The organism is Pseudalkalibacillus sp. A8, from assembly GCF_045920555.1.
Lineage (GTDB): Bacteria > Bacillota > Bacilli > Bacillales > Fictibacillaceae > Pseudalkalibacillus.
The window spans coordinates 5,780,001-5,805,131 of sequence record NZ_CP174509.1 but is presented as its reverse complement, the minus strand read 5'-3'; the positions used below and the strand labels follow the sequence as shown (position 1 = coordinate 5,805,131).

Here is a 25,131-nt window from a genome sequence, read left to right as displayed (position 1 = left end):
CGACAAGTCCATCAGTTGATTAAATTTTCTAAATTATTTTTATATAAAACTTTATTGAACCTCTATTTTGTAAAAAAGAAAATACATTTGTTCAAAAAAATAGGATAATAGTATTATTTTGTAAATCCGATGAATTGTTTAGTAAATACATTATCGATATAATAGTCATCATAGTAGACTTTACATTTGTGTGGTGATGAGATGAAAATTGATCAGATTGATAAGAAAATTTTAGAATTGCTGACCCAAAACGGAAGAATGTCCTACGTGGATATAGGAAAAGAACTGAATTTATCTAGAGTCTCCGTGAGAGAAAGAATAAACCAATTATTAAAAAATGGCGTGATTGAAAAATTCAGTGTGATGATCAATTCGGAAAAAGTAGGAAAGAATGTATCCGCCTTTTTTGAAGTGGATTGTGAACCAAATGCTTTAGTAAAAGTGGCGGAAGCACTAGCAAGTAACCCAAATGTTGCAAGCTGTTATCAAATGACAGGACCAAGTACGTTGCATATGCATGTGTTAGTAAATGATTTTATCGCACTGGAATCCTTTATAAACAATGAATTGTATGCCCTTGAAGGGATTACACGGGTTGAAAGTCACATACTTTTAAGAAGATTCAAGAGTAGAGCAGGACTGAAGTTATAGTTATCAAAGGTAGACCTTACAAAACGGAAATTTAATAGGATTATTTAAACATGCCGGAGGAGTAAACGCTTTCCCGGCTTTTTTATTTTACAAAAAGAAGTATTTTTCAAAATACTTCAATTTTTTTGTATATTATGTGGATTTTTGTCGCGAGTATCTATATAATCATAAATAATTTAATTGACCATACATTTGTTAATGTAATATTAGTTATCAATTAACAAATGTATAAAAAATAAATAATTATATTTCGAATGGTAACTACAATTTCACATATTGAATATTCGGAATAGTAATTATTTTTTATTTTTAAATTCATGACGTAGCTATTGGAGGTGAAGTTGACGTGATTAGCCTTATCGTTAGACGAATACTGCAATTAGTGTTATTGCTGGTTGGAATTTCCTTCATCGTGTTTATGAGTATGCATTTTTCTCCAGGAGATCCTGCAAGCATCATCGGTGGACCAACAGCGACGGAATCTGATATTGAAGCGATCAGGGATGATCTTGGTTTGAATGATCCCGTCCTGGTTCAATACGGGAATTATATGGCTGGGGTAGTACAAGGAGATTTAGGTTTCTCCTATCAATCGAAACAATCAGTGAGTGAAGCAATCATAACAAGGTTTCCAAATACATTGAATCTTGCTATTGCCAGCATGATTATAGCTGTTGTCATCGGTGTTACAGCTGGAATAATTTCCGCTTTGAAGCAGAACTCATGGCTTGATATTTCAAGTACGACAGTTGCACTTGCTGGGATATCCATTCCGAACTTCTGGCTCGGGACTGTGTTGATTCTTATTTTTGCTGTTAATTTGCAATGGCTTCCGGTCGGAGGATTAAGTGCACCGTTCTGGACGATTGAGGGCGTGAAACAGCTTATCCTACCTGCCATTACATTGGGGACAGGGTCAGCAGCTATGATCGCCCGTATGAGCCGTTCAACCATGTTAGAGGTGATCCGGGCTGATTTTGTCCGTACAGCAAGGGCTAAGGGAGTAAAAGAAAAGTCAGTCGTATGGGTGCATGCGTTAAGAAATGCAATGATTCCGGTCATTACAGTTATTGGTTTGAATTTTGGTTTCCTTTTGGGCGGAACGATCATCACTGAACAAGTCTTTGCGATCAATGGAGTAGGCCGTTTGATGATTGAAGCGATAGCAGCAAGAGACTTTCCTATGGTTCAAGGATCTGTACTGCTTGTAGCAACCTTGTTTGTCCTTGTGAATTTGATTGTTGACATTATATATGCGTTTATTGACCCGCGTATAAGCTACGATTAATTGATGGAAAGGAGGTCACAAAATGTCAAGTGAAGCAGTGGCTGCGAATTCAAAACTTGAAAACCGGAATCAAAAGAAAGAGAAAATGGTTGTAGTGATCACGAAACGACTGCTGAAAAATCGTTTAGCTATGTTCGGTTTGATCGTCATTTGCATTCAAATTTTGATGGCCATTTTTGCAGATTGGATTACGGTGTATGATCCGGTCGACCAATCCCTAACTGATAGCGAGTTGCCGGCTTTTTCAGAAGGTCATTGGCTTGGTACTGATAATTACGGTAGGGATATGTGGAGCCGAATCGTATTTGGAGCAAGGATATCGCTGGTTGTCGGTTTTGCCTCGGTCATACTCGGTTTGATCGGAGGAATAGCTTTAGGACTCATATCTGGTTATTATAAAAAACTTGATGGGATCATCATGAGATTTGTCGATCTGCTGTTCGCATTTCCAGGAATTCTATTGGCGATGTTGATCATTGCAATGCTAGGAACAAGTTTAGTGAACGTAATGATTGCAATCAGTATATGGTCCATCCCGACATGCGCCCGAATTGTAAGAGGTAGTGTTTTATCGGTAAAAAAACAAGAATACATTGTGGCGATGAAATCCCTTGGTGCAAGCAATTCTAGGATCCTCCTCAAACATATTTTGCCGAATTGCATGGCTCCGATCATCGTATTTGCAACGATGAGGATGGCAACAGCTATTCTTTCAACGTCGGCACTTAGCTTTTTAGGGCTTGGCGCACAGCCTCCAACACCTGAATGGGGAGCTATGATTGCAGCTGGACAGGATTTTATGTGGACATCACCTCATATGACCATTGTGCCTGGTATCGCAATCATGCTTGTTGTATTTGCCTTCAATGTTGTTGGTGATGGATTGCGTGATGCGCTTGACCCTAATATGGATTTCAATAATTGACAGCTTAAAACTAAACTGGAGGGTAAATTGAAATGAAAATGAAACGATTGATCACTTGCTTATTGACATTAATTTTACTAGTATCTACTGCATTAGTAGGTTGCAGCAGCGGTGATTCAGGGAAAGGGTCTGCAGGTGAAGGAGACGTTCCTCAGGAGCTGACGTACGCATCTACTACGAAAGCGGTCGGTTTATCACCAATCGAAACAAACGACTCTGTTTCTTCCCGTGTTATCGAGCAAATCTATGAAACTTTATTCGTCCGCGATCCAGAAACGATGGAAATCGTGCCGAAACTTGCAGAATCATATGAAAACCCAGACCCGAAAACGTGGGTGATAAAGCTGAAAGAGGGAGTCAAGTTCCATGATGGGACTGACTTTAATGCAGAAGCAGTCAAATACACGTTTGATAAATTTAGAGACCCAGAAACAGCTGCACCTCGAGCATCCTTGTTAGAACCGATTGAATCGATTGAAGTAAAAGATGAATATACCGTAATCATAAAAACGAAAGAACCATATGGTCCGATGCTTGCAGCATTATCCCATACGAATGCCTCGATCGTGAGTCCGACTGCTGATGAAGAGGGGAATTTAAACAAGGAACCTGTCGGGACCGGTCCTTTCAAATTTGTCGAATGGGTATCAGGTGACCATATTTCATTAGAAGCGAATGAAGAGTACTGGCAAGATCCGCCACAACTTGAAAAAGTTACGTTTAAAGTCGTTCCTGAAGTCAATACTGCTGTTTCAATGCTTCAAACCGGAGAAGTTCAATTTATTGATGGTCTGACGGCCGAGCATCTGCCGCGCCTCGAGTCGCTCAAAAATGTCGAGATCATGAAAAAAGAAGGGACACCAATATCCTACCTCGGTTTCAACATGCAAAAGGATCCGTCAAGTGAGCTTCCTTTCAGACAAGCGGTTGCCCATGCATTAAACCGGGAGGCTTACGTTGAAAAATTAAAAGGGTTAGGAGTCCAATCCAACAGCATCATTGGACCTAAAGTTTTCGGTTATGACAAATCAGCCGAACAATCAGGTTACGAGTATGATCCAGAGAAGGCAAAACAACTCCTTGAAGAAAATGGATATGATGGAAAAGAAGTCAAAATGCTCGTTGCCAATACGCCTGTCTATATGAACATGGCGGAAATCGTCCAGGCCCAATTGAAAGAAGCAGGTTTAAAACCGCAAATTGAAACATTGGAATGGGGTACATTCCTGGATGTGAGTAAAAAAGGTGAATTCGACATCACCTTCCTAGGTTGGACCAACAGCACTGCGGATGGAAGTGAACTTCTTTATCCTAACCTTCATAGTGATAACATTGGTTCCTCCAACCGCGTGCAATATTCCAATCCTGAGTTTGATAAACTGGTAGATGAATCCCGGAATATTGTCGATCAAGAGGAACGTAAACAGAAACTGATGGAAGCGAATGAAATGGTTGTAAAGGATATCCCTTGGGTCGTCATGAACCATGGTATCGTTACTGCAGCTTACGATAAATCGGTTAAAGGCTTGGAGATGGATCCTACGGGCCAATGGTCATTATATAACGTACACAGAGAGTAGGGTTAATCATGCCAGAACAGTTGCTAAAGGTTGAAAACCTCGTTACAAAATTCAAAACGGCTGAAGGAAAGCTTTCGGCCGTTCGCGGGGTTTCATTTTCAGTCAATAAAGGAGAAACGGTATGTATAGTAGGGGAGTCGGGCTGCGGTAAAAGTATTACGTCTTTATCCATTATGGGACTCCTTCCCAACAATGGAGAGATCAGTGAAGGTTCTGTTCGTTTTGCTGGTCAGGAATTGACAGAACTATCACCTGAGGAGTTGCGTAAACTTCGCGGCAACAAGATGTCGATGATTTTTCAAGAGCCGATGACCGCTTTAAATCCAGTGTTCACTGTAGGGTTTCAAATCCGGGAACCGTTGATGATCCATAAGAAATTATCCCAACGTGAAGCTCATCGTAAAGGGATTGAATTATTGAATCAAGTTGGAATTCCTTATCCTGAGAAAAGAATGTCCCAGTATCCGCATGAACTAAGCGGAGGGATGCGACAGCGGATCATGATTGCAATGGCTTTAGCTTGCCGCCCATCCCTTTTGATCGCTGATGAACCAACGACAGCACTTGATGTTACGATACAGGCACAAATACTTGATCTGATTGATGATTTGAAAGAAGAGCTAGGTATGGGTGTGATCATGGTTACACACGATATGGGGGTTGTTGCAGAAGTAGCTGACAAGGTAATGGTTATGTACGCTGGTGAAAAAATCGAAGAAGCCGATGTCGAAAGCTTATTCATGAATCCACAACATCCCTATACAAAAGGCTTGTTAAAATCTGTCCCAAATGTAGATGACCGTGATCATGAGCTAGAACCGATTCCGGGTACGCTTCCGAATTTGAACGAAAAAATCAACGGGTGCCGTTTCCACAGCCGTTGTGAATTCGCAACCGAAAAATGCCGGGAACAATCCCCGAAAACCTTCACGGTCAATGGACAGCATACAGTGAGATGTTGGTTACAGGAGGTGGAGCAAGATGCAGAATCAGCAGCAACCTCTTCTTAAAATCAGCAGCATGAAAAAATATTATCCGATAAAAGGCGGTATTCTTCAAAGAGTGCAAGGTCATGTAAAGGCGGTTGAAGATGTGACCATTGATGTCTATGAAGGAGAAACACTAGGAGTTGTAGGAGAATCCGGGTGTGGAAAATCAACATTCGGTCGTGCTGTGCTCAGGCTTGAACCTCTGACAGAAGGATCAATCCTCTTTAAAGGCAAAGAGATTGGGGCACTCCCGGAATCTAAGCTCAAAAAATATAAAAGACAAATGCAGATGATTTTCCAGGATCCGTATGCCTCATTGAATCCTAGACAGCGAATCGGTGATGCTCTTGAAGAAGCCTTTATCATCCATACGTCAATGTCTAAGAAAGAACGGAAAGAAGAGGTTAGAAGATTGCTTGAAGAAGTTGGATTGAAGCCAGAGCATTATGAACGTTATCCCCATGAATTCAGCGGTGGGCAACGGCAGCGAATAGGGATTGCCAGAGCAATCGCATTGAATCCTTCTTTCATCGTTTGTGATGAGGCTGTTTCTGCACTTGATGTATCGGTGCAAGCTCAAGTCATTAAACTTTTAAAGGACCTTCAGGCGAAACATCAGTTAACCTATATGTTCATTTCACATGACTTAGGTGTAGTCCGCCATATCAGCGACCGCGTCCTTGTCATGTATCTTGGGAATACAGCAGAGCTCGCACCGGCAGATCGAATTTATGAGAATCCTCTGCATCCCTATACGAAAGCTTTATTATCCGCGATTCCACGTCCAATTCCAGGAAGGAAACGTAAACGTGTCAAGTTAGAAGGAGATTTACCGAATCCGGCGAATCCACCTAAAGGATGTCCTTTTCATACACGATGTCCACTGGCAACTGGACAATGTAAAGAAGAAAAACCGGTGTGGAGGGAAATAGAGGAAAATCATTTTGTAGCCTGCCATGAAGTATAAAAGGGGGAGATTTTTATGAGTTTTGATGCTTTGTATAATCCGTATTCATCACAAAGAATGACGACGTTCGCTAAAAATGGAATGGTGGCGACCTCGCAGCCGCTTGCTGCACAAGCCGGGCTTGATATTTTGAAAAAGGGGGGCAATGCAGTCGATGCTGCGATTGCAACAGCAGCTTGTTTGACCGTTGTCGAACCGACTTCAAACGGAATCGGCGGGGATGCATTTGCGCTCGTCTGGACAAAAGGGAAGCTGCACGGCCTGAATGCAAGCGGCCCATCACCACAATCCATTTCTATAGATGCGCTTAAGGAAAAAGGGATCGATGAAATTCCGAAACATGGTTGGACGCCTGTCACTGTTCCAGGTGCACCAAGTGCATGGGTTGCCTTATCGGAACGTTTTGGGAAATTGTCGTTTAAGGAAGTATTGGAACCAGCCATCGAGTATGCTGCAAACGGTTATCCGATATCTCCTACTTTGGGTAAGTTCTGGAAAGCTGCAGCTGATCATTTTAAAAAAGTGCTTACAGATGATGAATTCAAGCACTGGTTTGATACATTCGCTCCGGAAGGGAAAGCGCCAGAAGTTGGGGAAGTATGGCGCTCAGAAGGCCATGCGGCAACTTTACGAGAAATTGCTGAAACCAATGCTGAATCATTTTATCGTGGAAAAATTGCTGATGAAATCGATGCTTTCTCGAAAAAATACGATGGGTTTTTAAGTAAGGAGGATCTAGCAGCCTATCAACCTGAATGGGTGGATCCGATAGGCGTTGAGTACCGAGGACACAAGGTTTGGGAAATTCCTCCGAACGGCCAGGGGATCATTGCTTTGATGGCATTGAACCTTCTGAAAGACTCCGAGTATATGAGTAAGGAAGAGGTTTACACGTATCATAAACAAATTGAAGCGATCAAACTGGCATTCACGGACGGCCTCAAGTATGTAACGGAATCCAAATCGATGACGACAAGAGCTGAAGATCTTTTATCAGATTCCTATGCTGAAGAACGTCGGAAATTGATTGGAGAAAATGCAATCGACCCGACACCTGGTACTCCTCCCAAGGGCGGGACCGTTTATCTTGCGACGGCTGATTCAGAAGGAAACATGGTCTCATTCATCCAAAGTAATTACATGGGATTCGGATCCGGCCTCGTCGTACCAGGGACAGGAATCGCTTTACAAAACCGTGGTCATAACTTTTCGATGGATCCAGATCATGATAATCGTCTTGAAGGCGGAAAGAAAACCTACCATACGATTATCCCGGGCTTTTTGACCAAGGGCGATCAGCCGGTCGGTCCGTTCGGTGTAATGGGAGGTTTCATGCAGCCTCAAGGACATTTGCAGGTGATCATGAACACGCTCGATTTCCGTTTGAATCCACAAGCAGCCCTTGATGCACCAAGATGGCAGTGGATGGAGGGCCGAAAAGTACTGGTGGAACCCAACTTTCCGAACCATATTGCACAAGCGCTCGCGAGAAAAGGGCATCAGATCCAGGTTGCTCTTGATGGAGGACCATTCGGGCGAGGACAAATCATATGGCGTGACCCAGAAACAGGGGTGTTATCAGGCGGAACCGAATCACGGACAGATGGCAGTGTTGCTGCTTGGTAGGGAGAAACGAAACTGAGGTTGTGAGTACCACTAAGACTAAGACGGTAAAAAAGAAAACCATCCATCTTGCTTTGTTCATGGCTTTTTTCCGAGTCGGCATTTTCGGCTATGGAGGGGGTCCTTCCTCCATACCTCTCGTCCATAAGGAGGTTGTTGACCATTACGGATGGTTTACGGATGATGAATTCGGGGATTTGCTTGCCCTCGGTAATACGCTTCCAGGACCGATTGCGACGAAACTTGCGGGCTACATCGGCTATCGGATCGCTGGCCCGTTCGGAATGATCAATGCGATTTTGGCGACGATTCTACCTTCGATCCTCGCCATGATTGCTCTATTAACGACACTCAGTATGTATAAAGATAAAGCGTGGGTGCAAGGAATGACAAAGGCGGTTGTACCTGTCGTCGGTTTCATGCTAGCCCAACTGACCTGGCAGTTCACGAAAAAATCGAAGGCTGGCATGGGGTGGACGCAAGCGATCGTGATCATAGTCCTGTCCTTGGTATTGATGGAATTCCTTAAAGTGCATCCAGGGATCATTATCGGACTTCTTCTATTATATGCATGGTTCGGAACATGGGGCTCATCTAAAAAGAAACAAGATGAGTATGTGAAGGCGAGTGGTGAATCATGATATTATACTGGCAAATCTTTTTAGCATTTTTCATACCAGGAATCCTAGGATATGGCGGAGGTCCCGCCTCGATTCCATTGGTCGAAAATGAAGTCGTCGACCGGTATGAATGGATGTCGACACAGGAATTCAGTGAGGTTTTAGCACTAGGGAATGCCCTGCCTGGCCCGATCGCCACGAAAATGGCCGGTTACATCGGTTATGCTCAGGCTGGGTGGATTGGAGCTTTCGTCGGGATTTTCGCAACTGTCGCTCCGTCACTTCTTTTGATGATCATTCTTTTAAAAATATTAATGAAATATAAAGATTCAGATAAAGTAAAGCGGATGACGATTACGGTTAGACCGGCGATCGCTGTCCTTCTAGGTGTAATGGCGTACCAGTTCTTTGTAAGTTCCTATCAAGGTGCAGGTATATTGCAAACGACCCTTCTGATTGCAGCGAGCTATCTGTTTCTGGAACGCCTCCGAATCCATCCTGCGTTCGTCATTGCAGGAGCCCTCGTGTATGGCGGAATATTTTTATAGAATGATCGTATGTTTCTCTTTTTTGCTACAAAATAAGTAAGTGCTCCTGAAGATAGGAGCACTTTTATTATATAATGATCACTGCCCATACTTTCTTTTTTGCATTTCTCTCAATTGCATCATCTTAAATTCTCTTTCCAGCTCATTCAGGGTTAGTTCATACAGCTGTCGATCGCTCGTTTTGTACTGACCGGCATTCAAAAGCTGGCTTATATAATATTCTTTTACGCGATCTAAACTTTTCCTGATATAACCAGCCATTAAAATCACTCTCCTTTATACAAATAAAATAGATACCGGAATTAAAATCGATATGAAAATTGCGGTCGTTGTCATACCGACGCTCCCCATTGCGCCTTCTTCCTCTCCCCACTGCAGGCATTTACTCGCACCGAGTGCTTGTGCAGAGGCACCCATAGCTAAACCTCTTGCTGCTTTACTCGTAATGTTGAAAAGCTCCAGCACTTTCGGTCCGAAGATGAACGAAAATACCGCAGAGGATAGTACGAACAAGACTGTTAACGAAGCTTCACCGCCGATTTTATCTGAAACCGACAAAGCGATTGGTAACGTAGCGGCCTTCGGTGTAAGGGAGGCAATCATTTCGGCTTTGATTTTAAAAAGTCCGGCAAGTGCAAGAGTTGTTGTCAGACCAGCCAAACTTCCAAACACGATTGCTACTCCGATCTTCTTGATGTTCCTTTTCAACACCGGCCACTGTTTGAACAAAGGGATCGCGAGGGATACGATTGCTGTTTGCATCAAGAACGAAAAGAGATCCACCCCCTCTTGATAGCTTTGATAATCCACATGTAACAATGGAAGAAAACAAACGAGAAAAAGTGAAACCGTATATAAAGGATTGAGCCAGCTTTTACGATTGTATTTTTCAAAGATTTTCAAACCAAGCAGATAGGCAATATAGGTGATCAAAGTCGTAAACAAAACTTTTCCGAAAACAAAAGTCATTCTTTTTGCCTCCTTCTGAATTTTTCATACCATTCAACGGCTAAACCCGTCACTAGAATGATGGAGAGACTGCTTATACCGAGAATCAATAACAGCTTCCATAGTTCTTTTTCGAGTAAATGGATGTAGACGACTGCACTGATTACAGGTGGAATGAACAGAAGCGTCATATGCCGTATTTGGAAATTCGCCGCTTTTTCCACCCAGTGGAGCTTGATAAGCCCTGTTAATAAGAGAATGAGAAGCAAGAACATTCCAGCGATGCTGCCCGGTATAGGCAGGTGAAATATTGAAACAATGAGAGACCCTAGTAATAAGGCGGATGAAATTAGCGTGAACTGCCAAAGGAATTGAAGAATCATGGACACCACCTTACATCTTTATGACAATTTTATAGGGGGTAAAATAAGATTGCATCATATCTGTAAGAAAATATAACAATGAATTTACGAAGTATTGTAAGAAAATGTGACATAAGGCTTGAATAGGCTGTGTGGAAAGGTATAGTAAAGGTGGAAGGGAGGCGTTGCTAAATGTCTGTTGATGAAGGTTCTTATAGGGATAAAAAAGTGATTGTTATTGGTGTGGTTAAGGAGCTAACGGGATTGAGCGAACGTCAGATCCGTTATTATGAAGAACGAAAACTTATTTTTCCAGAAAGAACAGCGAAAGGGACTCGTAAATACTCATTTTCAGACGTAGAAACACTGATGGAGATTGCCAACAAACGAGAAGATGGTGTCCAAACGAACGAAATCAAAAAGGAAATGAAAGCCGAGAAAAAACTGAGAAACCATTTATTGAAGGAAGAAATGATCCGTGGGCAGCTGAATGCGCATTTTCGCAACAACAATAGGTGAAAAAAGGTGCTGTTAATTTATGGTGGATTATTTATAGAAGTAAAATTTCGCAGAAATTAACAATGAAGAATAACAGAGCTTAATAGAAAAAAGATAGCGAGATACTCCTATAGAGTATTTTAAGATAAATAAGCTAAAAGTAATCAGTTGAGCATAAGATGAAGAAAGCTTCTCTTACTATAAGAGGAGCTTGTATTTTGCACCGAAAATTCAGGTTATCAACTATGCGTCATCGTGTCGACACAAAAATTGGTATTTGGTATAATTGATAACGATTACAATTTTGAAAAATTTCTAACATCAACCTTAAATAGACAGATGGGGAGGTACATATGGAGCTCTATCACTTGTATCAAAACAACTACCTGGTCGTTTTGATGTTCCTGCTTTTAGGCATCCTTTTACCAGTTGTCGCTTTGACTGCCGGTAAGATTCTGCGACCGAAAAAACCGACGAAAGAAAAACAAACAACCTATGAAAGTGGTATAGAGCCCTTTCATCAAAGCTGGGTTCAATACAACGTACGCTACTACATATTCGCCCTGCTTTTCGTTATTTTCGACGTGGAAACAGTGTTCTTATACCCATGGGCTGTCGCATATGACAAACTAGGGATTTTCGCGCTGATCGAAATGGCGATCTTCATTGTCATGTTGTTGATTGGACTCCTCTATGCGTGGAAGAAGAAGGTGTTAAAATGGATGTAAAATTGGAGCAGATCACCCCAGAAGAACGACAAGAGCTCTCGAAAAATGTATTCTTTGTCACACTCGAACAGGTAAAGGCATGGGCAAGAAGCAATTCCCTCTGGCCGCTCACGTTCGGGTTGGCTTGTTGTGCAATTGAGATGATGGGAACCGGTGCCTCCCATTACGACTTGGATCGTTTCGGATCCTTTTTCCGTACATCCCCAAGACAATCTGACGTCATGATCGTATCTGGTACAGTAACGAAAAAGATGGCTCCTGTTTTAAAGCGGTTGTATGACCAGATGCCTGAGCCAAAATGGGTCATTGCGATGGGATCTTGTGCAACAGCGGGCGGCCCATACATAAAATCGTATGCGGTGGTAAAAGGTGTCGACCAAGTTGTCCCTGTTGATGTCTATATTCCAGGATGCCCACCGAACCCTGCGGCATTAATCTATGGAATTAATAAACTACAAGATAAAATCCGCTATGAAGCTAAGACAGGGAAGCGGGTGACAGATAAATGAGTGATCAAGAGAAACCATTCTCCGAAATGACCGAAGAAGAGAAGGCAGAAGCGAAACGGAAAGCGGTCGAAGAAGCGAAGCGCAAGGCTGCTGAGAAGAAAGCGGCGAAGGAAGCAGCAGAAGCAGGAACTGCCGAAAAACCTACTGAAAAACCGTTCTCTGAAATGACCGAAGAAGAGAAGGCAGAAGCGAAACGGAAAGCGGTCGAAGAAGCGAAGCGCAAGGCTGCTGAGAAGAAAGCGGCGAAGGAAGCAGCAGAAGCAGGAACTGCCGAAAAACCTGCTGAAAAACCGTTCTCTGAAATGACCGAAGAAGAGAAGGCAGAAGCGAAACGGAAAGCGGTCGAAGAAGCGAAGCGCAAGGCTGCTGAGAAGAAAGCAGCGAAAGAAGCAGGAGCTGCCGACAAGCCAGCTGAAAAACCGTTCTCCGAAATGACCGAAGAAGAGAAGGCGGAAGCGAAACGTAAGGCTGTGGAAGAGGCGAAACGCAAGGCCGCTGAGAAGAAAACGGCGAAGGAAGCAGCAGAAGCAGGAACTGCCGAAAAACCTGCTGAAAAACCGTTCTCCGAAATGACCGAAGAAGAGAAGGCGGAAGCGAAACGTAAGGCCGTGGAAGAGGCGAAACGCAAGGCCGCTGAGAAGAAAGCAGCGAAAGAAGCAGGAGCTGCCGACAAGCCAGCTGAAAAACCGTTCTCCGAAATGACCGAAGAAGAGAAGGCGGAAGCGAAGCGTAAAGCGGTCGAAGAAGCGAAGCGCAAGGCTGCAGAAAAGAAAGCGGCAAAGGAAGCAGAATCTGCAGAACCCAAAAAACCTTCATCTGATGATGATAAAACTAAAGCTGCCGCCGCTGCCAAGGCGAAAGCCGCGGGTGGAGCGGGTGCATCAGACGATGAAAAAGCTAAGGCTATTGCTGCTGCCAAGGCCAAAGCAGCCGCTGCCGCTAAAGCAAAGGCAGCTAAATCTGGCGGAGAAGCTGGTGACGATGAAAAGGCGAAGGCGATTGCAGCCGCAAAAGCAAAAGCTGCTGCAGCTGCGAAAGCGAAATCTGCAGCCGGCGGAGCAGGAGCAAAGCCTGCTGAACCAGCCGAGGAAACGCCATCCCCAAACCAATATCTCCTGGATAAATACGTGAAGACGATCAAGGATAATCTTGGTGAAGGAATCCTGGAAGAATCCTATATTAACAGACTTGCAAAGGATGTCCCTACCCTTGTCATCAAACGGGAGAAATTTTATAAACTAGCAGAATTCCTAAAGCATAATGAACAGCTTAATTTTGAATATGTAAGCGAATTGCATGGAACCGATTTTGAAACGTATATGGAAGTCTATATCCATCTTTATTCCTTTAAAAACAACCAGCCAGTTGCGGTGAAAGTGAAACTGGACCGTGACAATCCGGAGGTTGCTTCGGTAACACCAATCTGGCCTGGAGCGAATTGGCCTGAACGCGAAGCCTATGATTTACTTGGAATCCGTTTTACCGGACACCCGAACTTGACGCGCATCTTGATGCCGGATGATTGGGTCGGCTACCCGATGCGAAAAGATTATGAACCATACGATGTGGAGGTGTAACCTATGATTCGTACAGAAGAAATGCTGCTTAATGTTGGACCTCAGCATCCCAGTACCCACGGCGTCTTCCGGATCGTTTTGAAAATCGATGGAGAAATCATCAAGGAAGCGACACCTGTAATCGGTTACCTCCACCGTGGAACTGAAAAACTCGCTGAAGATCTGCAATATACTCAAATCATCCCGTATACGGACCGGATGGACTATCTTTCAGCGATGACGAACAACTACATCCTCTGTCACGCGGTCGAGACGATGATGGAAATGGAAATCCCCGAGCGTGCGGAATATCTGCGTGTCCTCGTGATGGAGTTAGGTCGGATTGCGAGTCATCTCGTTTGGTTCGGTACATATTTACTTGATATTGGTGCATTGAGTCCGTTCTTATATGCGTTCCGGGAGCGGGAGATGATCATCAACTTACTTAACGAAATTTCCGGAGCTCGGCTGACATTCAACTATATGCGTGTCGGCGGGGTGAAATGGGACGCGCCGGAAGGATGGATCGAGAAAGTCGAAGAATTCATCCCGCATATGCGTAAAGAGCTTGCCGGTTACCACGACCTTGTAAGTGGAAACGAAATCTTCCTCAACCGTGTCCGTGGCGTAGGGAAGTACTCGAAACAAGAAGCGCTGGCTTATTCCCTAAGTGGTGCGAACCTGCGCTGTACTGGTGTAGATTGGGACCTTCGTAAAAAGGAACCGTATTCGCTCTATGACCGTTTCGATTTCGATGTCCCTGTATTTGACGGTGGAGATGCCTGGTCCCGATACAAGTGCCGCATGGCTGAAATCGAAGAGTCGATCAAGATCGTCGAACAGGCTGTCCAGCAGTTCCCGAAAGAAGGGGAGATCATGGCCAAGGTTCCGAGGATCATCAAGCCGCCTGCAGGCGAAACCTATGTCCGCATCGAATCTCCAAGAGGGGAAATCGGCTGTTATATCGCCTCGTATGGGAAGAAGGAACCGTATCGTCTGAAGTTCAGAAGGCCGTCCTTCTACAACCTGCAGATCTTATCGAAGCTTTTGGAGGGCGAAAACATCGCTAATTTGATTACCATCCTTGGCGGAATAGACATCGTACTCGGGGAGGTGGATGGCTGATGATCGAAGGATTGCTTTATTCACAGCCTTCACTGACGAATACACTGATCTTTTTTGGACTCGGTGCAAGTCTGCTCATGATGGTACTAGGATTTGTTACGTATGCCATCTTAGCCGAACGAAAAGTCATGGGGTTCATGCAGCTTCGTATCGGACCGAACCGTGTCGGCGGCCCGTTCGGATTGCTCCAGACGGTAGCCGATGTCCTGAAGCTTTTATTGAAAGAAGATACGATTCCGAAAGCGGCGGACAGACCGTTGTTCATTCTGGCACCGGTCATTGCCTTTGCACCAGCGTTCATGGTGCTTGCCGTCATACCGTTTTCAGAATCACTCCGATTTTCCGACATCGGAATCGGATTGCTTTATTACATTGCGATATCCGGTATCTCAACGATCGGTGTTTTGATGGGCGGATGGGCTTCCAATAATAAATACGCCCTGTTAGGCGGGATGCGTTCTGCAGCCCAAATGATTTCCTATGAAGTGCCGCTCGTCATGTCAGTGATCGGAGTCATCCTTCTAACTGGAAGTTTGAACTTGATCCAGATTGTCGAGGCACAAGAAAAGCTCGCCTTTTTATTCGTACAGCCGCTCGCGTTCGTCATCTTCATGATTGCTTCAGTCGCAGAGTTAAACCGGACACCGTTTGACCTGCCGGAAGCGGAATCCGAGCTTGTTGCGGGTTATCACGTAGAATATTCGGGTTTCAGATGGGCGTTCTTCATGCTTTCTGAATATGTTTATCTGTTTGCGATGGCATCGATCACGACGATCGTTTTCCTCGGTGGATGGAATCCGATCCCGTATCTTGAATTCATCCCTGGAGTCATCTGGTTCGCGTTGAAATTCAGCTTGGTCGTTTTCTTCCTGATATGGTTACGTGCAACATTACCACGGTTACGTGCCGATCAGCTCATGTCATTTGGATGGAAAGTACTATTGCCGTTAGCACTGCTTAACATTTTTATCAGCGCGGTGATCAAGGAAATCTGGTTCTAACGGAGGGATTACAATGAAAGGACTCGTAAAAGGGTTAAAATACACACTGAAAAACATGACGAAACAGAATGTGACGTACTCGTATCCGGATGAACCGCTTGAGATGCCCGATCGTTTTCGCGGAATCCAGAAATTCTACCCGGAAAAGTGCATCGTCTGTAACCAATGTGCCAACATCTGCCCGACAGACTGTATCGAACTGACAGGCAAGAAGCACCCTGATCCGAATAAAAAAGGTAAAATCATCGATACGTATGATATCAATTTTGAAATCTGTATTCTGTGTGATCTATGTACAGAAGTCTGCCCGACCGAAGCAATCATCATGACGAACAACTTCGAACTGGCAGAATACAGCCGTGATGAGCTGTTCAAAAACCTTGAATGGCTCGATGAAAACGACACGAACGTAAGAAAGGAGAATAAGGCATGAATGGTGAGTTGATCTTATTCTTTGTTCTTGCACTCGTTGCAATCGGAAGCGGCATCCTCATGCTGAACCTGACGAAGGTCGTCCATATGGTGATCGCCCTCGTCTTTACGTTCCTGTCGATCGCGGGATTATACGTGATGCTGTCAGCTGAATTCGTGGCGTTTGTACAGATTCTCATCTATTCGGGAGCAATCACGATCATCATGCTCTTTGGAATCATGCTTACTCGTCACGATGATAAAACTGAAACGAAAATCGGTGCACCGAGAATGATTTTGGTTTTGACAGGGATTGTAGCTTTCTTCGTCGTCATGTTCTTCCAGATCAATGATTTAAGTTTTGGGGAGCAGGCGGCAGATTTACATGTTGATAATACTGAAAAAATCGGAATCGCCCTTTATTCCAAATATGTCATTCCTTTCGAGCTAACCTCTGTCTTGCTGCTTGTCGCACTTGTCGGGGCGATCATATTGGCAAAACGGGATGATGAGAACAAGGAGGCAGAGGACAATGAGTAGTGTGCCATTATCCGTCTATCTCGTTCTTGCTCTGATCCTCTTTTGCATCGGATTATTCGGAGCTTTGACAAAACGAAACGCTGTCATCGTCTTGATTTCCATCGAATTGATGTTGAACGCGGTGAATATCAACCTCGTCGCTTTTGCGAAGTATGGCATCAATCCGAGTATTACAGGACAAATTTTCTCCTTATTTACGATTACCGTCGCCGCTGCTGAAGCTGCTGTAGGGCTTGCGATCCTGATCGCCCTTTACCGTAACCGCAAGACTGTAAACGTAGATGAGATGGATATTATGAAACGATAAGGAGGAGGATCGACAATGAACCCAATCATCTGGCTCATACCTGTTTTACCACTTCTATCCTTCGTCCTTCTCTTATTGTTTGGTCGTAGGTTGAAAGAAGCATCAGCACTCGTCGGCTCATTATTGACATTAGGCTCCCTCATCCTATCTGTCGTCATTTTCATGGGGCAGTGGGGTGGAGAACCTGTAAAACAAACGCTTGAATGGCTTGCGATTGGAGACACTGTACTGACGGTCGGCTATGAGATCAATCCGTTGAACGCACTCATGCTGGTCATCGTCTCTTTCGTCAGTTTTCTCATCCAAGTATATTCAAAGGGCTACATGCATGACGACAATCGTTTTCCTGTCTTTTTTGCCTACCTTGGCTTATTCACGTTTGCCATGCTTGGCCTGGTCATCAGCCCGAACCTATTACAGCTCTATATCTTTTGGGAACTAGTCGGTGTCGGCTCATTCCTGTTGATCGGATATTACTTTTATAAAAATGAAGCACGTGAAGCAGCGAAGAAGGCGTTTATCATGACCCGTATCGGGGATGTCGGCCTCTTCATCGGGATGATCTTGCTTTTCTGGCAGGTTGGAAGTTTTGAAATGGATGCCATCTTTGAGGCAGTGGCAGCAGGAGATATTTCACAAGGCTGGATTACACTGACCGCAATTTTGATATTTGTCGGGGCAATCGGTAAATCGGGTCAATTCCCATTACATACGTGGTTACCAGATGCCATGGAAGGCCCGACACCGGTATCGGCTTTGATCCACGCAGCAACAATGGTTGCGGCTGGTGTGTACCTCGTCGCTGCTATGTTCCCGTTATTTGAAGCATCTGAAACAGCGTTGACGACGGTTGCAGTCGTTGGCGGTTTCACAGCAATCTTTGCTGCTACAATCGGACTGGCGCAGGCTGATATCAAACGGGTACTCGCCTATTCGACAGTCAGTCAGCTCGGATACATGATGCTCGCCTTAGGTTCTTCCGGTTATGTCGCTGGAATCTTCCATTTGACGACCCATGCATTTTTCAAAGCGCTATTGTTCCTTGCCGCCGGTAGCGTGATACACGCAGTACATACACAAAACATCCATGAAATGGGCGGACTTTGGAAAAAGATGAAGTGGACGGCACCATTGTTCTTGATCGGTGCGATGGCGATTTCGGGCGTGCCTTTGTTATCAGGGTTTTTCAGTAAAGATGAAATTTTAGCTGCAACCTATGCGGATGGCCGCTACGGGTTATTCTGGATTGCGGTTATCGCAGCATTCCTCACAGCCTTTTATATGTTCAGACTGTTTTTCCTCGTCTTTACGGGAGAGTCCCAGGAAAAAGTGAAGAAGGTTCACGAATCGCCAGGGGTCATGGTATTCCCTATGGTGGTCCTCGGGATTTTAGCGGTTGTGGCTGGGTACATCAACACCCCTTTTACACTAATACTCGATGAATATTTGGCGCAGAACCCTTATTTAGAGATCCATCACCATGAATCATACTGGTGGATTCCGATTGTCGCGACAGGAGTTTCCTTATTCGGAATCTTCATGGCGTGGCTGGTTTACGCAAAGAAAAAGGTAAAGAGGCTTTCAGAAGCTTCACCAGATTTCCACTACATTTTATTGAACAAATACTTTATAGATGAAACGTATGATTATAGCTTTGTAAAAGGAACGAGAGGATTCAGTTATTTCTGGTATTATATCGATCGCTTCGTAGTCGAAGGTGTCGTCCAGCTCGTAACGGGTGCTGTCGGCTGGATAAGTAAAACCAGCTCAAAAGCCCATAACGGACAGGTGCAGCTTTATGGATCGGTCGCATTCGCTGGAATGGCTGTCTTGCTTCTTATCGTTGCTTGGTTAGGGGGGTACTTGACGTAATGGATTCGATTCTGCTTTCTGCACTTATTTTCTCCCCGATCGTAGGTATTTTGGTACTGCTGTTCGTTCCGAAATCAGAAGAGGCAGCAATCAAGTGGGTTGGATTCTTAGCGACACTCTTGCCACTCGCTTTGGCTTTCATCGTCTATTTCGGATTTGATAACACGAAAGAAACATTGCAATTCATCGAGCAATACAACTGGATCAATTTCAATCTACAAGCCTTGCAAAACGGTGGAGATTTCACTGTCAGCTATGAACTTGGCGTCAATGGGTTGACCGTGTTGCTTCTATTATTGACAGCAATCGTCTCGACCTTGGCAGCAGCTGCTTCCGTATGGATCAAGGAACAGGCGAAGGGCTACTTCATGCTGTTCTTGCTTTTGGAAATCGGAATGCTCGGTGTTTTCGCTTCGCAAAACTTACTGCTTTTCTTCATCTTTTTCGAGATTACGTTGATCCCGACATTCTTCCTGATCGGAAAGTGGGGTTATCTTGATAAAGAGAAAGCAGCTTATAGCTTTTTGATCTACAACGGTTTAGGGTCAGCGATTTTATTGATCGTGTTCATCATCCTTTATATGAAGGCAGGAACGATGAACTATACTGGTCTATCTGCATTCTTGAGCCAATCACCTGAGATGCTTGAGCGCATGTATATCGGAGACAACTTCAGGCTCGGATTGTTGATTGCTTTGTTAGTGGCGTTAGGCGTAAAATTACCGATCGTACCGCTGCACTCCTGGATGTTGCAGGTCCACGTCCAAGCACCGCCGTCGATCGTCATGATCCACTCAGGAATACTGTTGAAGATCGGTGCTTATGGCCTTTATCAGTTTGGAGTCGGTTTCTTCCCAGGTGAATTTGAGAAGATTGCATTCTGGATCGCGTTACTCGGTGTCATCAATCTCCTGTACGGCGCGTTCATCGCCTTCGTCCAGATTGATTTTAAAAGAGTTCTGGCTTACTCAAGTGTGTCCCATATGGGGATCGTTTTGATCGGTCTCGGTAGCTTGACCGATGCAGGTATTCAAGGGGCGATGTTCCAAGTCATCTCCCACGGACTGATTTCTGCACTGTTATTCTTCCTTGTCGGTTTGATGTATCAACGGACAGGAACGTCCCTGATTACACATTTAGGCGGGATGTCGAGAGTGATGCCGGTCACCGCTGGATTCTTGTTGGCAGGTGGTCTTGCCTCACTCGGCTTGCCGGGGATGTCCGGTTTCGTCAGTGAATTCATGGCATTCCTCGGATTGTTCGAGGTCATGCCGGTCCTGGCAGCAATCGGGACATTAGGGATCATCCTGACAGCGGTCTATATGCTTCGTGCCGTTTTGACCATTACGTTCGGTGAAACGAAAGAGCCACTCGTAACGATAAAAGAAGCCCGTTTTGTTGAATGGATTCCGGCTTTAGTATTAACCTTTTTGATTGTTCTGATTGGAGTTTATCCAGCAGTCCTATCTGATATGCTGCAACTTACGATCAACGCCATGATGGCAGGCAGGGGGGCTGTTGTATGACACTAGAAAAGTTGTTGAGCTATGACTGGGGGATCATGGCCCCAGAGTTTACGATTTTGATCGTTGCGACATTGCTATCGTTAATGGACTTGTTCATGCCGAATAAATCGAGCCGTAAGCCGCTTGCCCTTTTAGGTTTTGCCGGTGTAGTCATTGCGATTGTCTTCGCAGTTATGCAGGTCGGTACCGAACCGACAAGCATCCTGTTTGATACGTATCGCTTTGATTCATTCGCACTCGCATTCAAGCTGCTTTTCCTTGTTGCCACAGGCTTGATTTTGTTACTGGCCCTTGACTATGAGGGTGGAAATAAATGGGAATTCAGAGGAGAATTCTTCTACCTTTTACTGACTGCATTACTCGGCGCGATGATGATGGCTTCAAGTGCGGACCTCATCACGTTATTCGTAGGACTTGAATTGTTGTCGATTTCTTCCTATATTTTAGCGGGGATCCGTAAAACCAATCTTCATTCGAACGAAGCTGCATTCAAATATGTCGTCAACGGTGGGATTGCCACTGCTATTACGCTATTTGGAATGAGCTATATCTACGGGCTGACAGGATCCACCAACCTGTATGAGATCAGTGAAGCTTTGACAAATCCGGTTGTTGAGCAGAATGCTTTCCTTGTAGTGATGGCATTCGTCATGCTGCTTGTCGGTCTTGCTTTTAAAATCGCAGCTGCTCCATTCCACATGTGGGCACCTGATGTGTATCAAGGTTCGGCAACACCGGTTACAACCTTCTTAAGCGTCGTATCGAAGTCAGCTGGATTTGCCTTGATTTTAAAATTATTTCTGATCACGTTCTTGTCAGTTCAGGGCTGGCATAACGCTATTATCCTGGAGCTTCAGCCATACATTGCAGTCATTGCTGGGGTTACGATGGTGATCGGAAACGTTGTTGCCTTGAGACAAAGGAACATCAAGCGCATGTTTGCTTACTCGAGTATCGCACACGCCGGCTATGTGCTTGTGCCATTCGTCTCATTGTCATTGCTTGTTTTTAAAATGACTTGGTTCTATCTACTCGCTTACTTATTGATGAATATTGGCGCGTTCGCTGTCATTCAATTCGTGACGGAAAGGGAAAGGTCAGAAGACTTTACAGCGTTCGCTGGACTGTATAAACGTGCACCATGGGTCTCGGTCATGATGGCTGTCTTCATCCTGTCGCTTGCTGGACTGCCTTTCACGGCAGGATTCATTGGAAAGTTCGGGATTTTCATGAGTTCCCTTGGTACCGGGCATTATGTCCTGGCCTCAGTCATGATTGCAACGACCGTCATTTCATACGTTTATTACTTCAATGTCCTGGTCCAAATCTTTTTCCGTAAAGATACAGGCGATCGTCTCCGTCCATCTGTCGGACTTTTAGTCGTCATGATCATCTGTGCGGCAGGCACCATCCTTTTCGGTGTTTATCCAGGAGCAGCCTACGAATTTTTCCAAGGTTTTGATATGAACGAGTTGTTTATCAAATAAAATATCAAGAAGGGCAAAACCCACGTGGGTTTTGCTCTTTTTTTATAGGCGGGGGTTAACTCATCTTTAAAAATGGGACTCTTATCATGAAAAATTATAAAATATCTTTAAAAATAGAGGATTATCTTTAAAAAAACGATTATCTTTAAAACTGAGGTCATGATCTTGAAAGGGCAGTTTTAGGCGCGGAAGTGTCGAATATTGCGCGGGAAATAGATGAATAACTAGGACTAAAGGTTTATTTTGTAAATAAAAGAGGACGACTGAAGGAAAAGAGAAAATCCTGTCGAAAAATATATAAGGTATGTATTTATTGGAGGTCTAACATCTATGCATCCATTCGGAACACAAGCATTGTTGAATATCATCGTGAATATCGTTTTCCTTGCTGTATCCTGGTGGGCGTTACAGGCATTGAATTTTGAAAGGTTCATCAAAAGCGGACGAGTCGTTCAAGCTCAATTGTTGATGATCTTGCTGACAATCGCACTTGCTTCACTCCTTACTTCGTTTTTTATGAGTTACCTTTCGTGGTCTACTCAGCTCAAATATCTATTTTAAGAGATATTAAAAATCCTTACATATGAAGAATGTCGATTAAAATGGTACAGGCTTTGTCGCATCTTGACTACATCTTCCATGTATGAACCTCTCTCTCGTGGCAACAATTGTAATAAGGAGAGGAGTGGGAAGTTATGAGAAAAAAATTCATACTATTCGGAATGTCGTTGACGATTTTGCTTGCATGTTTTTCAGGGGCTGAGGCAAAACAATCCACATGGTCTGATCAAGAACTGATGGATATAACCCGCGTTATGGAGCAGTCTGACATAGCGATCGATGGCTGGTCTTTTTATGGTAAAAATAAATTTGGTTTTGTATCAGATTTTAGTGGGTATGTATTGTTAGTAGAAAGCCTGCAGGCAAAATCGCCAAACTTCCGGTGGGAAAAGATTGTCGAAAAAAAAGAACATTGGACCGTAACGGGGCATTATACAAATCCATACGGTATTGAAGAGAAGGTTTCAGTGTTTGCTTACCCCCACAAAAATCAGTATATGGCGTACATTATTTATGACGTTAAGGGGGAGGCCTGGGATCCCGAAAAATGGAAAGCTTTCAAGCCTGAATATAGGAATAAAGTCCAACTGTTTCTAGGGGAGAATGTGCAAATATATACTTGTGTTGAAGGTGTGAAGTTTGATAAAATGGATATTGTTTTGCAAAAATTGGCGAAACAACTCGTTCAGTCATTTGACGCAACCACAATTGAGACATTAAACGAAGAGACATTTCTGTCCTTATCAGCATATACTGACGAATGGAAGCCTTCAATCCTGACAAATCAACAACGGATGAACTTGCAAATTGGACTCCGGAACAGCGGAATAGGCGGAAAGACAACCATAACAATTGGAACACCGATAATAACGACTGAATATTAATATATAAATTGGACGCGGAGGGGAATTATTTTGGAAAAAATCATCGTCCGTGGTGGTAGGCGGTTAGAAGGCTCCGTCAGAGTAGAAGGGGCAAAAAATGCCGTACTGCCTGTCATCGCAGCATCCATCCTAGCTAGTAAAGGAACAAGCACTATTTCGGAAGTGCCGGCACTTGCCGATGTTTATACGATAAATGAAGTTCTTCGCCACTTGAATATTGGCGCAGAATACTCAAATAATCAGATAAAAATAGATGCTACACGCCCATTGAAGACAGAAGCACCTTTTGAATATGTTCGTAAGATGAGAGCATCATTCTTAGTGATGGGCCCATTACTTGCAAGAGTTGGAATCGCAAGAATTGCTCTCCCAGGAGGTTGTGCAATCGGATCACGCCCGATTGACCAGCATCTAAAAGGCTTTGAAGCCATGGGAGCCGAAGTTAAAATTGGTAACGGTTTTATCGAAGCGAAAAAAGAAGGGCGTCTACAAGGGGCTAAAATCTATCTGGATTTCCCAAGTGTAGGTGCAACTGAAAACATCATGATGGCTGCAGCTTTAGCAGAAGGCACAAGCATCATCGAAAATGTAGCAAAAGAACCTGAAATCGTTTGTCTTGCGAATTATTTGAATGCAATGGGAGCGAAAGTTTACGGGGCTGGTACAGGCACACTTCGAATCGAAGGTGTAGATGAAATGCATGGTGCTGAACATCAAGTCATTGCAGACCGTATTGAAGCAGGTACATTCATGGTGGCTGCTGCAATCACAGGCGGTGATGTAACGATCGAAAACGCTCAAAATGAGCACTTGACACCACTTGTTGCAAAGCTCCAAGAAATGGGCGTTACTATTTCCGAAACAGATAAAGGCGTTCGGATCATCGGACCTGAGACGTTGAAGCCTGTAGATATCAAAACGATGCCGCACCCAGGATTCCCAACGGATCTTCAGTCGCAAATGATGGCTCTTTTATTAGCAGCCAATGGTACTAGTGTTATTACAGAAACCGTTTTTGAAAATCGCTTTATGCACGTGGAAGAGTTCCGCCGCATGAATGGTAATATCAAAATCGAAGGACGTTCTGCTGTAATCAATGGCCCAGTCAAGCTGCAAGGTGCTGAAGTAGCAGCGACAGATCTACGTGCTGGTGCAGCTCTGATCTTAGCAGGACTGATTGCGGACGGATACACAAGAGTTACAGAACTTCAACATTTAGATCGCGGATATGTTAATTTTGCTGGAAAATTAGCATCACTTGGTGCTGACGTTGAGCGCGTGAAAGAAGAAACAGAAACGATTACTACCAAAAATACTGCTCAGAACTTAAAAGCAAAGGCATAATTTATTTACTTATAGGAAAGTCGTCTTCCAAGCGGAGGCGGCTTTTTTGGTCTCGTGAATATGTATTGGATTCAGATGTGCTCGTGTATATTTGGCGAGCGAAGCAAGCCAAGTCGAGTTGTGCAATTATTTTTATTCCAAAGTGATAGGCTTCGGAACTTGGGCACTGGACTTTATAAAAAATAATTACTACATTATTGCTTCAGAAGGGTTTTTTACATATTTAGTGGTTGTGTTCTTCGGTTCTAAAAGGTTGTCCAAGCCCATAAGCTATACTATGA

General features: G+C 44.1%; 27 protein-coding genes. 24 read left to right on the top strand and 3 right to left on the bottom strand.

All coding sequences use genetic code 11. The features are described 5' to 3' along the window. The first annotated feature begins 201 nt into the window (after positions 1-201). From ACJROX_RS28960 to ACJROX_RS28920, 9 genes are all read left to right on the top strand, one after another. Positions 202-651 carry an Lrp/AsnC family transcriptional regulator gene (locus ACJROX_RS28960; protein WP_221567293.1) on the top strand — a complete coding sequence of 150 codons (450 nt, stop codon included), beginning with the start codon at positions 202-204 and terminating at the stop codon, positions 649-651. Positions 652-997: 346 nt separating this feature from the next. After that, positions 998-1,939 (top strand): nickel ABC transporter permease, encoded by a 942-nt coding sequence (gene nikB / locus ACJROX_RS28955; RefSeq protein ID WP_408008621.1) that lies wholly within the window; start codon positions 998-1,000, stop codon positions 1,937-1,939. Positions 1,940-1,961: 22 nt separating this feature from the next. After that, a complete protein-coding gene (locus ACJROX_RS28950) occupies positions 1,962-2,864 on the top strand; it encodes an ABC transporter permease (protein ID WP_408008620.1) in 903 nt (300 codons plus the stop codon). A 32-nt stretch (positions 2,865-2,896) separates the two neighbouring features. Further along, on the top strand, positions 2,897-4,444 hold the full coding sequence (locus tag ACJROX_RS28945; RefSeq protein ID WP_408008619.1) for a glutathione ABC transporter substrate-binding protein: 1,548 nt from the start codon (positions 2,897-2,899) through the stop codon (positions 4,442-4,444). Between the two features lie 8 nt (positions 4,445-4,452). Continuing rightward, positions 4,453-5,454 carry an ABC transporter ATP-binding protein gene (locus tag ACJROX_RS28940; protein WP_408008618.1) on the top strand — a complete coding sequence of 334 codons (1,002 nt, stop codon included), beginning with the start codon at positions 4,453-4,455 and terminating at the stop codon, positions 5,452-5,454. Then, positions 5,426-6,400: an ABC transporter ATP-binding protein gene (locus ACJROX_RS28935; RefSeq protein ID WP_408008617.1), complete on the top strand. Its 975-nt coding sequence runs from the start codon at positions 5,426-5,428 to the stop codon at positions 6,398-6,400. The genes ACJROX_RS28940 and ACJROX_RS28935 overlap by 29 nt, the downstream gene beginning before the upstream one ends. Before the next feature lie 15 nt (positions 6,401-6,415). After that, a complete protein-coding gene (locus ACJROX_RS28930) occupies positions 6,416-8,026 on the top strand; it encodes a gamma-glutamyltransferase family protein (protein WP_408008616.1) in 1,611 nt (536 codons plus the stop codon). A 77-nt stretch (positions 8,027-8,103) separates the two neighbouring features. After that, entirely contained in the window at positions 8,104-8,664 is a 561-nt protein-coding gene (locus tag ACJROX_RS28925; RefSeq protein WP_408011824.1) for a chromate transporter, read from the top strand. Further along, positions 8,664-9,191, top strand: a complete 528-nt coding sequence (locus tag ACJROX_RS28920; protein ID WP_408011823.1) for a chromate transporter — start codon at positions 8,664-8,666, stop codon at positions 9,189-9,191. Before ACJROX_RS28925 ends, ACJROX_RS28920 begins: the two co-directional genes overlap by 1 nt. Positions 9,192-9,269: 78 nt before the next feature. Here the strand turns inward: ACJROX_RS28920 and ACJROX_RS28915 are convergent, their stop codons facing one another. From ACJROX_RS28915 to ACJROX_RS28905, 3 genes are read right to left on the bottom strand one after another with little or no spacing between them, the layout of a single operon-like run. Next, positions 9,270-9,452 carry a Fur-regulated basic protein FbpA gene (locus tag ACJROX_RS28915; protein ID WP_408008615.1) on the bottom strand — a complete coding sequence of 61 codons (183 nt, stop codon included), beginning with the start codon at positions 9,450-9,452 and terminating at the stop codon, positions 9,270-9,272. A 15-nt stretch (positions 9,453-9,467) separates the two neighbouring features. Next, positions 9,468-10,160, bottom strand: a complete 693-nt coding sequence (locus ACJROX_RS28910) for an LrgB family protein (RefSeq protein ID WP_408008614.1) — start codon at positions 10,158-10,160, stop codon at positions 9,468-9,470. Then, a complete protein-coding gene (locus ACJROX_RS28905) occupies positions 10,157-10,522 on the bottom strand; it encodes a CidA/LrgA family protein (RefSeq protein ID WP_408008613.1) in 366 nt (121 codons plus the stop codon). The genes ACJROX_RS28910 and ACJROX_RS28905 overlap by 4 nt, the downstream gene beginning before the upstream one ends. Before the next feature lie 171 nt (positions 10,523-10,693). Between ACJROX_RS28905 and ACJROX_RS28900 the strand changes: the two genes are divergently transcribed. From ACJROX_RS28900 to murA, 15 genes are all read left to right on the top strand, one after another. Continuing rightward, positions 10,694-11,020, top strand: a complete 327-nt coding sequence (locus ACJROX_RS28900; RefSeq protein ID WP_408008612.1) for a MerR family transcriptional regulator — start codon at positions 10,694-10,696, stop codon at positions 11,018-11,020. Between the two features lie 332 nt (positions 11,021-11,352). Continuing rightward, complete coding sequence (locus ACJROX_RS28895; RefSeq protein WP_408008611.1) at positions 11,353-11,727, top strand: NADH-quinone oxidoreductase subunit A; 375 nt, start codon at positions 11,353-11,355, stop codon at positions 11,725-11,727. Beyond that, a complete protein-coding gene (locus tag ACJROX_RS28890) occupies positions 11,718-12,236 on the top strand; it encodes a NuoB/complex I 20 kDa subunit family protein (RefSeq protein WP_408008610.1) in 519 nt (172 codons plus the stop codon). Before ACJROX_RS28895 ends, ACJROX_RS28890 begins: the two co-directional genes overlap by 10 nt. Then, the gene (locus ACJROX_RS28885) at positions 12,233-13,813 is read left to right on the top strand and encodes an NADH-quinone oxidoreductase subunit C (RefSeq protein ID WP_408008609.1); all 1,581 of its coding nucleotides are present in this window, start codon (positions 12,233-12,235) and stop codon (positions 13,811-13,813) included. Before ACJROX_RS28890 ends, ACJROX_RS28885 begins: the two co-directional genes overlap by 4 nt. 3 nt (positions 13,814-13,816) lie before the next feature. Then, on the top strand, positions 13,817-14,917 hold the full coding sequence (locus ACJROX_RS28880; protein ID WP_408008608.1) for an NADH-quinone oxidoreductase subunit D: 1,101 nt from the start codon (positions 13,817-13,819) through the stop codon (positions 14,915-14,917). Further along, on the top strand, positions 14,917-15,918 hold the full coding sequence (nuoH, locus tag ACJROX_RS28875; RefSeq protein WP_408008607.1) for an NADH-quinone oxidoreductase subunit NuoH: 1,002 nt from the start codon (positions 14,917-14,919) through the stop codon (positions 15,916-15,918). Before ACJROX_RS28880 ends, nuoH begins: the two co-directional genes overlap by 1 nt. Positions 15,919-15,931: 13 nt before the next feature. Further along, the gene (gene nuoI, locus ACJROX_RS28870) at positions 15,932-16,351 is read left to right on the top strand and encodes an NADH-quinone oxidoreductase subunit NuoI (RefSeq protein ID WP_408008606.1); all 420 of its coding nucleotides are present in this window, start codon (positions 15,932-15,934) and stop codon (positions 16,349-16,351) included. Continuing rightward, on the top strand, positions 16,348-16,869 hold the full coding sequence (locus ACJROX_RS28865; protein ID WP_408008605.1) for an NADH-quinone oxidoreductase subunit J: 522 nt from the start codon (positions 16,348-16,350) through the stop codon (positions 16,867-16,869). Before nuoI ends, ACJROX_RS28865 begins: the two co-directional genes overlap by 4 nt. Further along, positions 16,862-17,176, top strand: coding sequence for an NADH-quinone oxidoreductase subunit NuoK (gene nuoK, locus ACJROX_RS28860; RefSeq protein ID WP_221567275.1), 315 nt, complete (start codon positions 16,862-16,864; stop codon positions 17,174-17,176). Before ACJROX_RS28865 ends, nuoK begins: the two co-directional genes overlap by 8 nt. A gap of 15 nt (positions 17,177-17,191) precedes the next feature. After that, positions 17,192-19,048 carry an NADH-quinone oxidoreductase subunit L gene (gene nuoL / locus ACJROX_RS28855; protein ID WP_408008604.1) on the top strand — a complete coding sequence of 619 codons (1,857 nt, stop codon included), beginning with the start codon at positions 17,192-17,194 and terminating at the stop codon, positions 19,046-19,048. Beyond that, positions 19,048-20,574 carry a NuoM family protein gene (locus ACJROX_RS28850; RefSeq protein ID WP_408008603.1) on the top strand — a complete coding sequence of 509 codons (1,527 nt, stop codon included), beginning with the start codon at positions 19,048-19,050 and terminating at the stop codon, positions 20,572-20,574. The genes nuoL and ACJROX_RS28850 overlap by 1 nt, the downstream gene beginning before the upstream one ends. Next, on the top strand, positions 20,571-22,061 hold the full coding sequence (nuoN, locus tag ACJROX_RS28845; protein ID WP_408008602.1) for an NADH-quinone oxidoreductase subunit NuoN: 1,491 nt from the start codon (positions 20,571-20,573) through the stop codon (positions 22,059-22,061). Before ACJROX_RS28850 ends, nuoN begins: the two co-directional genes overlap by 4 nt. A gap of 330 nt (positions 22,062-22,391) precedes the next feature. Continuing rightward, positions 22,392-22,622 carry a DUF1146 family protein gene (locus tag ACJROX_RS28840; protein WP_225064822.1) on the top strand — a complete coding sequence of 77 codons (231 nt, stop codon included), beginning with the start codon at positions 22,392-22,394 and terminating at the stop codon, positions 22,620-22,622. Between the two features lie 134 nt (positions 22,623-22,756). Next, positions 22,757-23,506 (top strand): YwmB family TATA-box binding protein, encoded by a 750-nt coding sequence (locus tag ACJROX_RS28835; RefSeq protein WP_408008601.1) that lies wholly within the window; start codon positions 22,757-22,759, stop codon positions 23,504-23,506. A 30-nt stretch (positions 23,507-23,536) separates the two neighbouring features. Then, positions 23,537-24,850, top strand: coding sequence for a UDP-N-acetylglucosamine 1-carboxyvinyltransferase (murA, locus tag ACJROX_RS28830; protein WP_408008600.1), 1,314 nt, complete (start codon positions 23,537-23,539; stop codon positions 24,848-24,850). Positions 24,851-25,131: the final 281 nt, after the last annotated feature.